Here is a 15,943-nt window from a genome sequence, read left to right on the forward strand (position 1 = left end):
TGGCAATGTTGCCAATCTGGTTGAAACGTTAAAAGGGATATGCTCCATGGAATGGAAACTGAAACCGCTTGTTCAGGTAATTAAAGCGATTGGCGCGACAAGCGCTGGCTCCTTCATGTTTTTCAGCGGGGCGCATGCAGCGGTTGATAATTTTAATGTTTCTTCCGGTTCGGGCAGCATTGCAAGGCCTGACGCTAAAACGACGGTCGTCACCCAGAACAGTAAAGTGATGGTTGCGACTGTTTCTCGACTGGATCTGGCCGGAAATGAGTTGTTGCAGCACAATGCCCAGCTTTCCGGTTCCTCTGTTCTGTACAAAATCCAGGATGTCAAAGCGTCCGATATTCAGGGGCGCATCGAGGGGAATGCAAACCTGAAACTGATGGTTTTGCAAAACCAAAACGGGATGGTGTTTGGTCCCAACTCTCAGGTGGATGTTAACTCCTTTGTTGCCACAACGCTTGATGTAGATGATGCCGCCTTCCAGTCCGGAAAGCTGATTTTGGATGGCAGCAACAGCACGGGAGTGATCGTTAACAAGGGGCTGATTCAGGCGGCCACCGGTGGATCGGTTGCTCTGGTTGCCGGTCAGGTTGACAATCAGGGAGTCATTATTGCCGAAAAAGGGCATGTTGAGCTTGCCTCAGGTCGTGCAGTCACGATCGATTTTGATGGCGACGGTTTACTCCAGTTACGCATTGATGAAGAGACGACTGCCGGGTCCGGTGATGCGGTCGTTAATAGTGGCGTGATTCAAGCGCAGGGCGGTGAAGTCCTATTGACTGCTAAAGCCGCCCGGGATGTCTTTACCCATGTTGTCAATAACACCGGTGTGATCCGTGCTGGCAGGGTCAGCAATGAAGGAGGTGTTATCCGTCTGGTCGGTGAAGGCGGGGATACCGTGAACAGCGGGACTCTGGTGGCTACCTCTGTCGATGGCAGGGGCGGCGACATCGATGTGCTGGGTGACCGGGTCGCCCTGACGGGTAATGCTGTTGTTGATGCTTCCGGAGAGACCGGCGGCGGTACGATTCGTATCGGTGGTGATTTTCAGGGTAAGAATCCGGATATCTCCAATGCCTCCGATACTTTTGTTGGTAAGGATGTCGACATTAAGGCCGATGCAACCACTGATGGCGATGGCGGCCGGGTGATTGTCTGGGCTGATAAAAATACCTCCTATCAGGGGAAAATCAGCGCCCGTGGAAAGGGTGAGTCAGGTCATGGTGGCTTTGCGGAGGTATCAGGTAAGGACTCCTTGCGTTTCAACGGTGATGCTGACTTAAGCGCTGCAACAGGTCATCATGGGCAACTGCTTTTGGATCCTGAAAATATCACTATTGTTACAGATGATGGCATAGATCCAGATGCACCGGGAATTGTTAAAGAGGATTTTGAATTTGGTGGCGCTGAAAATGTCATTGATAACGATACAATTATTAAGCTGTTATCCAATAGTGATCTCACCCTGCAGGCTCATGATGATATCTCTGTAGAATCAGTTGTAGACCTTAATACATCTAATAGCCTCACCCTTGAGGCTGGTGATGATATTAACATTAATGCCAGTATCAGCAATATCGGTAGTGGTGACATGAGCTTTATTGCAGGATCCGCAAACGCAACTCCAGTTAATCCAGATGTTCCAGCCCAGATCGTATTGGGGGCAGGTGTATCCACTTATGGATCGCAGACCTATACCGGTGCGGTAAGCCTGAGCGGTGATGCCGTGCTGAGCGCGACCGGAGTGGGTGCTGCGATCACGCTCAATGACACCGTCGACGGTGCCCAGCGACTGGAACTGGATGCCGATAGCGTCACGCTGTCGGGGCCTGTCGGCGGGACCACCGGGCTGACCGAAATAGTCTTTGATAAAACAGCGACACTGGGCGTGGATATCACCGCCGGTATCCAGACCTTCATGGACAGCCTGACACTGAGTGACAACGTTACCCTGACGGGGGATGTCACCACACAAGCGATCAGCGGCAATAAAAATCTGTCAGTGACGGGCCCGCTGAATAGCCATGGAATCGTCGCTATCAATGACCTGAGTGTCACCTCTGATGCCGGCTTTGATGCGGCTCTGACGGCAGGCACGGTGGTGATTGGGGGGAATGCAGTGATCGGCGATACCGTGAATGCGGATAGCCTGGCGATCACTGGTACTACGGCGTTGGCGGCGAATGTCACCACCGCAGCGGATCAGACCTATACCGGTGCGGTAAGCCTGAGCGGTGATGCCGTGCTGAGCGCGACCGGAGTGGGTGCTGCGATCACGCTCAATGACACCGTCGACGGTGCCCAGCGTTTGGAACTGGATGCCGATAGCGTCACGCTGTCGGGGCCTGTTGGCGGGACCACCGGGCTGACCGAGATAGTCTTTGATAAAGCAGCGACACTGGGCGTGGATATCACCGCCGGTATCCAGACCTTCATGGACAGTCTGACACTGAGTGACAACGTTACCCTGAGAGGGGATGTCACCACACAAGCGATCAGCGGCAATAAAAATCTGTCAGTGACGGGCCCGCTGAATAGCCATGGAATCGTCGCTATCAATGACCTGAGTGTCACCTCTGATGCCGGCTTTGATGCGGCTCTGACGGCAGGCACGGTGGTGATTGGGGGGAATGCAGTGATCGGCGATACCGTGAATGCGGATAGCCTGGCGATCACGGGTACTACGGCGTTGGCGGCGAATGTCACCACCGCAGCGGATCAGACCTATACCGGTGCGGTAAGCCTGAGCGGTGATGCCGTGCTGAGCGCGACCGGAGTGGGTGCTGCGATCACGCTCAATGACACCGTCGACGGTGCCCAGCGTTTGGAACTGGATGCCGATAGCGTCACGCTGTCGGGGCCTGTTGGCGGGACCACCGGGCTGACCGAGATAGTCTTTGATAAAGCCGCGACACTGGGCGTGGATATCACCGCCGGTATCCAGACCTTCATGGACAGTCTGACACTGAGTGACAACGTTACCCTGAGAGGGGATGTCACCACACAAGCGATCAGCGGCAATAAAAATCTGTCAGTGACGGGCCCGCTGAATAGCCATGGAATCGTCGCTATCAATGACCTGAGTGTCACCTCTGATGCCGGCTTTGATGCGGCTCTGACGGCAGGCACGGTGGTGATTGGGGGGAATGCAGTGATCGGCGATACCGTGAATGCGGATAGCCTGGCGATCACGGGTACTACGGCGTTGGCGGCGAATGTCACCACCGCAGCGGATCAGACCTATACCGGTGCGGTAAGCCTGAGCGGTGATGCCGTGCTGAGCGCGACCGGAGTGGGTGCTGCGATCACGCTCAATGACACCGTCGACGGTGCCCAGCGTTTGGAACTGGATGCCGATAGCGTCACGCTGTCGGGGCCTGTTGGCGGGACCACCGGGCTGACCGAGATAGTCTTTGATAAAGCCGCGACACTGGGCGTGGATATCACCGCCGGTATCCAGACGTTCATGGACAGTCTGACACTGAGTGACAACGTTACCCTGAGAGGGGATGTCACCACACAAGCGATCAGCGGCAATAAAAATCTGTCAGTGACGGGCCCGCTGAATAGCCATGGAATCGTCGCTATCAATGACCTGAGTGTCACCTCTGATGCCGGCTTTGATGCGGCTCTGACGGCAGGCACGGTGGTGATTGGGGGGAATGCAGTGATCGGCGATACCGTGAATGCGGATAGCCTGGCGATCACTGGTACTACGGCGTTGGCGGCGAATGTCACCACCGCAACGGATCAGACCTATACCGGTGCGGTAAGCCTGAGCGGTGATGCCGTGCTGAGCGCGACCGGAGTGGGTGCTGCGATCACGCTCAATGACACCGTCGACGGTGCCCAGCGTTTGGAACTGGATGCCGATAGCGTCACGCTGTCGGGGCCTGTTGGCGGGGCCACCGGGCTGACCGAGATAGTCTTTGATAAAGCCGCGACACTGGGCGTGGATATCACCGCCGGTATCCAGACGTTCATGGACAGTCTGACACTGAGTGACAACGTTACCCTGAGAGGGGATGTCACCACACAAGCGATCAGCGGCAATAAAAATCTGTCAGTGACGGGCCCGCTGAATAGCCATGGAATCGTCGCTATCAATGACCTGAGTGTCACCTCTGATGCCGGCTTTGATGCGGCTCTGACGGCAGGCACGGTGGTGATTGGGGGGAATGCAGTGATCGGCGATACCGTGAATGCGGATAGCCTGGCGATCACGGGTACTACGGCGTTGGCGGCGAATGTCACCACCGCAGCGGATCAGACCTATACCGGTGCGGTAAGCCTGAGCGGTGATGCCGTGCTGAGCGCGACCGGAGTGGGTGCTGCGATCACGCTCAATGACACCGTCGACGGTGCCCAGCGTTTGGAACTGGATGCCGATAGCGTCACGCTGTCGGGGCCTGTTGGCGGGACCACCGGGCTGACCGAGATAGTCTTTGATAAAGCAGCGACACTGGGCGTGGATATCACCGCCGGTATCCAGACGTTCATGGACAGTCTGACACTGAGTGACAACGTTACCCTGAGAGGGGATGTCACCACACAAGCGATCAGCGGCAATAAAAATCTGTCAGTGACGGGCCCGCTGAATAGCCATGGAATCGTCGCTATCAATGACCTGAGTGTCACCTCTGATGCCGGCTTTGATGCGGCTCTGACGGCAGGCACGGTGGTGATTGGGGGGAATGCAGTGATCGGCGATACCGTGAATGCGGATAGCCTGGCGATCACGGGTACTACGGCGTTGGCGGCGAATGTCACCACCGCAGCGGATCAGACCTATACCGGTGCGGTAAGCCTGAGCGGTGATGCCGTGCTGAGCGCGACCGGAGTGGGTGCTGCGATCACGCTCAATGACACCGTCGACGGTGCCCAGCGTTTGGAACTGGATGCCGATAGCGTCACGCTGTCGGGGCCTGTTGGCGGGACCACCGGGCTGACCGAGATAGTCTTTGATAAAGCCGCGACACTGGGCGTGGATATCACCGCCGGTATCCAGACGTTCATGGACAGTCTGACACTGAGTGACAACGTTACCCTGAGAGGGGATGTCACCACACAAGCGATCAGCGGCAATAAAAATCTGTCAGTGACGGGCCCGCTGAATAGCCATGGAATCGTCGCTATCAATGACCTGAGTGTCACCTCTGATGCCGGCTTTGATGCGGCTCTGACGGCAGGCACGGTGGTGATTGGGGGGAATGCAGTGATCGGCGATACCGTGAATGCGGATAGCCTGGCGATCACGGGTACTACGGCGTTGGCGGCGAATGTCACCACCGCAGCGGATCAGACCTATACCGGTGCGGTAAGCCTGAGCGGTGATGCCGTGCTGAGCGCGACCGGAGTGGGTGCTGCGATCACGCTCAATGACACCGTCGACGGTGCCCAGCGTTTGGAACTGGATGCCGATAGCGTCACGCTGTCGGGGCCTGTTGGCGGGACCACCGGGCTGACCGAGATAGTCTTTGATAAAGCAGCGACACTGGGCGTGGATATCACCGCCGGTATCCAGACGTTCATGGACAGTCTGACACTGAGTGACAACGTTACCCTGAGAGGGGATGTCACCACACAAGCGATCAGCGGCAATAAAAATCTGTCAGTGACGGGCCCGCTGAATAGCCATGGAATCGTCGCTATCAATGACCTGAGTGTCACCTCTGATGCCGGCTTTGATGCGGCTCTGACGGCAGGCACGGTGGTGATTGGGGGGAATGCAGTGATCGGCGATACCGTGAATGCGGATAGCCTGGCGATCACTGGTACTACGGCGTTGGCGGCGAATGTCACCACCGCAACGGATCAGACCTATACCGGTGCGGTAAGCCTGAGCGGTGATGCCGTGCTGAGCGCGACCGGAGTGGGTGCTGCGATCACGCTCAATGACACCGTCGACGGTGCCCAGCGTTTGGAACTGGATGCCGATAGCGTCACGCTGTCGGGGCCTGTTGGCGGGGCCACCGGGCTGACCGAGATAGTCTTTGATAAAGCCGCGACACTGGGCGTGGATATCACCGCCGGTATCCAGACGTTCATGGACAGTCTGACACTGAGTGACAACGTTACCCTGAGAGGGGATGTCACCACACAAGCGATCAGCGGCAATAAAAATCTGTCAGTGACGGGCCCGCTGAATAGCCATGGAATCGTCGCTATCAATGACCTGAGTGTCACCTCTGATGCCGGCTTTGATGCGGCTCTGACGGCAGGCACGGTGGTGATTGGGGGGAATGCAGTGATCGGCGATACCGTGAATGCGGATAGCCTGGCGATCACGGGTACTACGGCGTTGGCGGCGAATGTCACCACCGCAGCGGATCAGACCTATACCGGTGCGGTAAGCCTGAGCGGTGATGCCGTGCTGAGCGCGACCGGAGTGGGTGCTGCGATCACGCTCAATGACACCGTCGACGGTGCCCAGCGTTTGGAACTGGATGCCGATAGCGTCACGCTGTCGGGGCCTGTTGGCGGGACCACCGGGCTGACCGAGATAGTCTTTGATAAAGCCGCGACACTGGGCGTGGATATCACCGCCGGTATCCAGACGTTCATGGACAGTCTGACACTGAGTGACAACGTTACCCTGAGAGGGGATGTCACCACACAAGCGATCAGCGGCAATAAAAATCTGTCAGTGACGGGCCCGCTGAATAGCCATGGAATCGTCGCTATCAATGACCTGAGTGTCACCTCTGATGCCGGCTTTGATGCGGCTCTGACGGCAGGCACGGTGGTGATTGGGGGGAATGCAGTGATCGGCGATACCGTGAATGCGGATAGCCTGGCGATCACTGGTACTACGGCGTTGGCGGCGAATGTCACCACCGCAACGGATCAGACCTATACCGGTGCGGTAAGCCTGAGCGGTGATGCCGTGCTGAGCGCGACCGGAGTGGGTGCTGCGATCACGCTCAATGACACCGTCGACGGTGCCCAGCGTTTGGAACTGGATGCCGATAGCGTCACGCTGTCGGGGCCTGTTGGCGGGGCCACCGGGCTGACCGAGATAGTCTTTGATAAAGCAGCGACACTGGGCGTGGATATCACCGCCGGTATCCAGACGTTCATGGACAGTCTGACACTGAGTGACAACGTTACCCTGACGGGGGATGTCACTGCGCAGACAGTACAGGGTCCGTTTGCTCTGACGGTGTCAGGGGATGCCGATTTAAACAATCTGGTTGATATCAGCAGCCTGGATATCCAGGGTAATAGCAAACTGTTTGCCGGTGTTTATACCAGTGGCAGCCAGAACTACGGCGGTACGCTGTTGCTGGGTAATGATGCTGTGCTGAGGGGCACTTCGGTCACCACTCATGGAGTCAGCGGAGCGTATAACCTTACTCTGGATGGTGCCGCCGTCATCGATGGTGCTATTGATACCCGGAGTCTTGATGTTACGGGGCCAGCTAGTCTGGGGGCAGATGTCACTACTATTGCAGACCAGGTCTACATGGGCGCAGTGACTCTCACCGGAGATACATTACTGACGGGTGCTGGTCTTATCTTCAGCGATACTATTGATGGTGCTCACCGACTGGAACTGGATGCACCTGTTGTAAATCTGACCGGGGATATCGGCTCCATCCAGTCGCTGAATGAGATTGTCTTTGATCAGGGGGCAACGCTGGGGATTGATATCAATGCGGGTACTCAAACCTTTATGGACAGTCTGACGCTGAGCGATAATGTATCGTTAAAGGGTAATGTCACTGCGCAGACAATAAATGGTCCGTTTGCTCTGGCTGTGTCAGGGGATGCTGATTTAAACAACCTGGTTGATATCAGCAGCCTGGATATCCAGGGTAATAGCAAGCTGTTTGCTGATGTTAATACCAGTGCTACCCAGAGCTACGGCGGCACGCTGTTGCTGGGTAATGATGTTGTGTTGAGGGGCGCTTCTGTCACCACTCATGGAGTTAGCGGAGCATATAACTTTACAGTCGATGGTGCCTCCCTCATCGATGGTGCTATTGATACCCGGAGCCTCTATGTTTCGGGCCCCGTCAATCTGGGGGCGGATGTCACTACCATCACCGATCAGACCTATATGGGTGCAGTGACCCTCACCGGCGATGCGCTACTGAAGGGGAATACTGTTAATTTCGATAACACCGTTGATGGCGCTCACCGTCTGGAGCTGGATGCACTTGCCGTTAATCTGACCGGAGATATTGGTACAACCCAGTCGCTGAGTGAGATTGTCTTTGATCAGGCGACAACGCTGGGGGTCGATATTATTGCTGGCACTCAGACCTTTATGGACAGTCTGACGCTGAGTGACAAAGTCTCCCTGACGGGTGATGTTACTGCGCAGACAGTAAACGGTGCGTTTGCTCTGACTGTGTCAGGAGATGCTGATTTAAACAACCTGGTTGATATCAGCAGCCTGGATATCCAGGGTAATAGTAAGCTGTTTGCTGATGTTAATACCAGTGGTACCCAGAGCTACGGCGGCACGCTGTTGCTGGGTAATGATGTTGTGTTGAAGGGCGCTTCGGTCACCTCTCATGGTGTTAGCGGAGCATATAACTTTACAGTCGATGGTGCAGCCCTCATCGATGGTGCTATTGATACCCGGAGCTTCTATGTTTCGGGCCCCGTCAATCTGGGGGCGGATGTCACTACCATCACCGATCAGACCTATATGGGTGCAGTGACCCTCAACGGCGATGCGGTACTGAGGGGGAGTACGGTTAATTTCGATAACACCGTTGATGGCGCTCACCGGCTGGAGCTGGATGCACTTGCCGTTAATCTGACCGGAGATATCGGTACAACCCAGTCGCTGAGTAAGATTGTCTTTGATCAGGGGACAACGCTGGGGGTTGATATCAATGCGGACACTCAGACCTTTATGGACAGCCTGGTACTGACAGACAATGTTACGCTGGGCGGCAATGTCACTGCGCAGATGATAAATGGCCCGTTTAGCCTGACGGTTGACGGTAATGCTGATCTGAATGATGTTGTTTCGACAGATAGCTTATCCATCACAGGCTCAACCGATCTTGGTGATGATATCTCGACAGTCGCCGGCCAGGTTTACGGTGGGCCTGTTTCTTTGTCCGGCGATGTAAGACTGACCGGGTCCACTGTCGACTTTGCCAGTACGGTTGATGGTAATCATCGCTTGTTCCTGGACGCACAAGTTAGTCAGGGAGGGCGTATTGGCGGTAATCAACAACTTAATGAAATAGTCTTTAATAAAGCGGTTGATCTGAGTGCAGATATTTCGGCAGATGTACAGACCTATCTGAATCATATGAGCCTTAGTCAGGATGTCCTGCTGACAGGAGAGGTTACAACCCAGTCTGTTAGCGGTTTACATAACTTAGTTATTCATGGCAATGCCGACCTGGATGGGGATGTCGCTGTGGCTGATCTCTCAGTGAGCGGTCATTCCCGTTTGGGATCATTAGTGGATGCGGGAGGGATCACTATTGGTGGTGATGCCATCTTCGTGGACAGTGTTATGGCCGATAGTCTGGTAGTGGACGGAGCCAGTGATCTGGCTGCCGATATCACCACCACCGGTGCTCAGGCATATAATGGTGTCTTGCGGTTCAGTAAGGCAATTACTCTCACCGGGAGTGGCATCGATGTCAACGGTATGACGGGCGCTCATAATCTGGCTATTTCGGGCAACACTGCCCAGCATGGAGCTGTATCCGTCAAAGATCTGACCATCAGTGGCAATGCGGATTTCGCCTCTACCGTAGATGCCGGAGTTATTACGATTGGTGGTAATACTGCCATTACCGATACAGTGACTGCCGAGAGTCTGACGATTTCCGGAGAAACGCAGCTTGGCGCAGATGTCAGTACGGTTGCCTCGCAGACATATGGCGGTGCAGTTACGCTGACACAGGATGCGGTATTGTCAGCAACAACCATCAATTTTGACAGCACAGTGGATGGTAATCACCGGCTGGTACTGGATGCTGTTGTGAATATGTCTGCAGATGTAGGGGGGGGGCAACAACTGAGCGAAGTTGTCTTTACCCGGGCAACCGAACTGGCTGGTAATCTCTACGCCGGGGTGCAGACCTACATGAGTGATCTGACCCTCAATCATGATGCTGTTCTTAATGGTGATATTACGGCTCAATCGGTGATTGGGCCCCATAATCTGATGGTTAATGGTGATGCCGATCTGCAGGGTGTGGTGTCAGTGAATGACCTGACCGTCAGTGGGGACGGCGCATTTGCCGCGAGCGTTGATGCCAGCGTTATGAGTATTGGTGGAAATGCTCTGATTGAAGGCGCGCTAACCGCTGATAGTCTGACGGTTGGCGGCAGTAGTAATCTGGGTGCCGATATTCAGACAACAGGTGCACAGCGCTATGGGGGGGCTGTGACACTGGGCGATGAGATCACTCTTACTGGCTCCAGCATCACAGCTAATGGTGTGGCAGGCAGCCATAATCTGACCTTGAACGGTGATACGAATCTTCAAGGCGCGGTGGATGTTAATAATCTGTCAGTTAATGGCAGCGCCGCTTTTGGATCAACTCTGATTGCCGATATTATCAGTATTACCGGTAATACTGCTGCGTCGGATACCGTTACCGCAGGCAGTCTTGTGGTGGGTGGCGATGCAATACTCGCTGCGGATATCACCACTACCGGTTCGCAGAGTTATGCCGGGGTTGTGACTCTGGATAACGATCTCACCCTTTCAGGCACAACAATTACCGCAGGAGGCATGACGGGTACACGGGATCTTACCATTGATGGTGATGCAGCTATGCAGGGCGCCGTGTTTGTTCATGATCTTCTGGTGAGTGGCGATGCTGATTTTGGGGCTACGGTAGATGCCGGGGCTATCAATATTGACGGTAATACTTCCATTTCAGATGCGGTAAGCGCTGAAACTCTGATCGTGTCCGGAACCAGTGATCTTGCCGCCGCTATTACCACCACTGGCACTCAGGTATACAACGGTGCTATAGCACTGAGTGATACTGTTATTCTCAAGGGCACCACGATCACGGCTTCTGATATCAGTGGCGCACAAGATCTGACTATTACCGGTGATGCAAATCTGAAAGGTGCTGTATCTGTTAATGATCTGAGTGTCACGGGTAATACGGCGTTTCTATCCACTGTCAATGCCAGGGATATCAATATCGGCGGCAACAGTGTTATAGGCGATACAGTTTCCGCTGAGAGTCTGGTTATTCAGGGAACCACCGATCTGGGGGGAGATATCACCACGGTGGCCGGACAAGTGTTCGGAGGTGCGGTTACTCTGAGCAATGATTCTAACCTATCAGCTACAACCATTGATTTTAATAGTACGGTTGATGGCAATCACCGTCTGGTGCTGGATGCCGTCGTTAATCTGTCGGGTGATATGGGGGCAGATGAGGCCTTAAGTGAGGTTGTTTTCAACCGGGCGACCGATCTGGCTGTGGATATCTATGCAGGCGTACAAACTTATATGAGCGGTTTGAGTTTGAGCCGCAATGTCACCCTGACCGGTGATGTCAGTGCACAATCCGTGACCGGGCCTCATCATCTGGTGGTGAGCGGTGATGCTGATCTGAACGGCGCAGTATCTGTCAGTGATCTGTCGGTTGGCGGCGCTGCAAATTTTGCATCGACAGTGCAGGCCCGGGACGTCCGAATTGCCGGCAACACAACGATTCACGATCTGGTCACCGCAGAGACTCTGGCCATTAGCGGAACCACCGATCTGGGAGCCGATATCGCCACTGTTGGCAGCCAGAGCTATACCGGTGAAGTCACCCTGAGCAAGGCTGTCCGGCTGTCAGGTACTAAGATCAGCGCGAATCAGGTCTCAGGTCCATATAATCTGACCGTCGCCGCTGACGCTGATCTTCAGGGTGTGGTGTCAGTCAATGATCTGACCGTTGACGGCGATGCGACCATCGGCGCTGCGGTTAATGCCCAGGATATCTATCTGGGCGGTAACACCATTATTGAAGACCGGATTAACGCAACCCGTCTGGAGGTTGTCGGTACCACGGATCTGGGGGCCGATATCAGTACAACGGCAACGCAAGATTACCAGGGCGCAATCACCCTGAATCAGGCGGTGACGCTGACAGGGTCTGCGGTCACCACTCAGGCAATCTCCGGGGCTCATCATTTCAATGTTGTCGGTGATGTGGATGTACAAGATGCGGTTTCTGTTAAAGACTTGTCGGTAACAGGGGATACCGCCTTTGCATCTACTGTGAACGCCGGTGATATTGTGATTGGCGGCAACAGTGTTATCGGGGATGTCGTTAAAGCCGATAGTCTGTCCATCTCAGGTAACACTGATCTGGGAGCAGATGTCACCACAGTGAATGCGCAGCACTATACCGGAAATGTCAGGCTGACCGATGATGCGACACTGTCTGCAACAACAGTGAGCTTCGATGGCACTGTGGACGGTAATCACCGTCTGGTGCTGGATGCCGTCGTTAATCTGTCGGGTGATATGGGGGCAGATGAGGCCTTAAGTGAGGTTGTTTTCAACCGGGCGACCGATCTGGCTGTGGATATCTATGCAGGTGTGCAAACTTATATGAGCGGTTTGAGTTTGAGCCGCAATGTCACCCTGGCCGGTGATGTCAGTGCACAATCCGTGACCGGGCCTCATCATCTGATAGTGAGCGGTGATGCCGATCTGAACGGCGCAGTATCCGTCAGTGATCTGTCGGTTGGCGGCGCTGCAAATTTTGCATCGACAGTGCAGGCCCGGGACGTCCGAATTGCCGGCAACACAACGATTCACGATCTGGTCACCGCAGAGACTCTGGCCATTAGCGGAACCACCGATCTGGGAGCCGATATCGCCACTGTTGGCAGCCAGAGCTATACCGGTGAAGTCACCCTGAGCAAGGCTGTCCGACTGTCGGGTACTAAAGTCAGCGCGAATCAGGTCTCAGGTCCATATAATCTGACCGTCGCCGCTGACGCTGATCTTCAGGGTGTGGTGTCAGTCAATGATCTGACCGTTGACGGCGATGCGACCATCGGCGCTGCGGTTAATGCCCAGGATATCTATCTGGGCGGTAACACCATTATTGAAGACCGGATTAACGCAACCCGTCTGGAGGTTGTCGGTACCACGGATCTGGGGGCCGATATCAGTACAACGGCAACGCAAGATTACCAGGGCGCAATCACCCTGAATCAGGCGGTGACGCTGACAGGGTCTGCGGTCACCACTCAGGCAATCTCCGGGGCTCATCATTTCAATGTTGTCGGTGATGTGGATGTACAAGATGCGGTTTCTGTTAAAGACTTGTCGGTAACAGGGGATACCGCCTTTGCATCTACTGTGAACGCCGGTGATATTGTGATTGGCGGCAACAGTGTTATCGGGGATGTCGTTAAAGCCGATAGTCTGTCCATCTCAGGTAACACTGATCTGGGAGCAGATGTCACCACAGTGAATGCGCAGCACTATACCGGAAATGTCAGGCTGACCGATGATGCGACACTGTCTGCAACAACAGTGAGCTTCGATGGCACTGTGGACGGTAATCACCGTCTGGTGCTGGATGCCGAGGTCAGTCTGGCAGGTGATATGGGGGCAGGAGAGGCCTTAAGTGAGGTTGTTTTCAACCGGGCGACCGATCTGGCTGTGGATATCTATGCAGGCGTACAAACCTATATGAGCGATCTGACTCTGAGCGGTGACGTTCGGCTGACCGGTGATGTCGGCACCCAGTCTGTTCAGGGGGCAAATGATCTGGCCATTGACGGCACAGCCCTGCTGAACGGTGCAGTGAGCGTAAATGATCTGACGATTAGTGGTGATGCCGATCTGGCTTCTACGGTTGATGCCGGTGCTATTGCGATTGCTGGAAACGCGGTCATAAATGATGAGGTCACCGCAGATAGTCTGGAAATCTCTGGAACCAGTGATATTGCTGCGGACATCGCTACGGCTGGTTTGCAGCGTTATACCGGCACCGTTACCCTGAAGGACGATATCAACCTGAGCGCCTCTATGGTGAATGCAAACAGCGTGACTGGAGGGCGGGACTTGTCGATTAGCGGTGATGCTAATCTGAATGGCACTGTTGACGTTAATAACCTGTCTGTCAGCGGAGATGCAGCTTTAGCATCTTCAGTAGATGCTGCAGTGATCAGTATTCTGGGGAGTGCTTCCATTGCAGACAGAATCATCGCAGAGAATCTTTCTGTAGCAGGAGCCAGTGATCTGGCCAGCGATGTTACAACGACTGGCACGCAGTTTTATGCCGGGCCGGTAAAACTGATGAATGATGTGACGCTGTCAGGCTCCAGCGTATCCATTAATGGTGTTAGCGGTGCCCAGGATCTGGCAATTGATGGTAATGCCGAGTTGGCAGGTGCGGTGTCTGTGAATGACCTGCTCGTCAGCGGAGATGCTGATTTTACTGCAACTGTGGATGCTGAGGTTCTTCGTATTGGCGGTAACGGGGCTTTTTATGATGCAGTGAGTGCACAGAGTCTGACCGTCAATGGTGAAACCTCTCTGGGAGGCGATATAACGACGGTTGCCGAACAGTCCTATAGCGGTGCAGTCAGCCTCATTGATAGCGTTAACCTGACCGGCTCAGCAATAACCTTTGGGCGTATAAGTGGTAATCATAGTCTGACAATTCAGAGTGACGTTGAACTGACATCGGAGATTAATACGAAAAGTTTATCGGTTTATGGCAATGCTGAGCTGTACGATGATGTCGTTACGTCAGAAAACCAGCTGTTCAGTGGGGCGGTTGGTCTGAATAATAATATAACGCTGTCAGGCAAAGATATCGCCATCGGAACCGTCGATGGAGGGTATGCATTGACGGTTCATGGAAGTGGTTTTTCTACCGGAGATATCGGTTTAAATACGGCGCTGAATGAATTAAATATCGTTTCTGATGCCGGCTTTGCTCTGCAGAGAGTGACTGTCGACGGTGATCTGTCTCTGCAATCAAACGGCGATATATCGGCTAACGAGACTTTAACCATTGCGGGCAATCTGCTGGCTGATACCACGGGTGATGTGAACTTTGAAAACCCGCTTAATGACTTCAATACGGTAGAGGTCACTGCCAGAAATGCATCCCTCCGGGACAGTAACAGTATTGTGCTAAATGGAGTGAATACCAGCGGAAACCTTACCGTTACAGCTGTCGATAATATCTCAGATAATGGTCACATCAGTGTCGATGGTCTGGGGGCTTTCCAGGCTAATGATACGATTGATCTGGGTAGCTGGGGATTAAGTGAAGAAACCCGTTTTGGGAAGCTGGCTGTGTCTGGGCTGGATCAGAACAGAGCCCGGAAAGTGATCGTCATTGAAGAGGATAGTATGCATGTCTCGAAGGGACAGGCAGATGATCTGACTCTTATATCTGAACTGGGCAGCATCACTACTGATACCGGCTTAACCCTTGACGTTGAGCATAATCTTCACCTTGAAGTGAGAGCGGGAGAGAATATTGGCAGTGCCAACAATCCGATCGATTTTACTTTCAGTGGCATCAATGGTGATTATTCAACTTCAACACTGAGCTTACTGGGTGACAATGCATTTATTAGCACTCAGGCGAGCCTGTTATCGGTGCGACTGAATACCAGTGGCTCCTCGGTACTGTTTCGCTCGGCCCTGACTGACACCGTTTTATCCTCCAGCATGATTGATTTTCTTAACTATCTGTTTGGTGCAGATGAAGCCCTGTTTAACGAATTTGTCATTATCTTTGATGTAAAAAGTGACGGTATCATGCTGCCCGAAGATCAGAAAGATGACATTTTTGCCTATATAAAAGAGGGTGATCGTTCGGTTGGATATATTCGTCAGAGAGAAAAATTTAAACAACTCTTTGATCTCTGGCAAAAATACGATACTGTATTTACATTAACCGTGCCACAGCGTGATATGATCGCTGCCGGTTAATGATCGGCCCAGGGACTGGCAACTACT

At 53.8% G+C, this 15,943-nt stretch carries 1 protein-coding gene; it reads left to right on the top strand.

The genetic code is table 11. The features are described 5' to 3' along the window. Positions 1-46: 46 nt before the first annotated feature. Positions 47-15,916: a filamentous hemagglutinin N-terminal domain-containing protein gene (locus OCU43_RS03750; RefSeq protein ID WP_261832977.1), complete on the top strand. Its 15,870-nt coding sequence runs from the start codon at positions 47-49 to the stop codon at positions 15,914-15,916. Positions 15,917-15,943: the final 27 nt, after the last annotated feature.

Origin of the sequence: Amphritea atlantica, assembly GCF_024347255.1 — a bacterium.
Lineage (GTDB): Bacteria > Pseudomonadota > Gammaproteobacteria > Pseudomonadales > Balneatricaceae > Amphritea > Amphritea atlantica.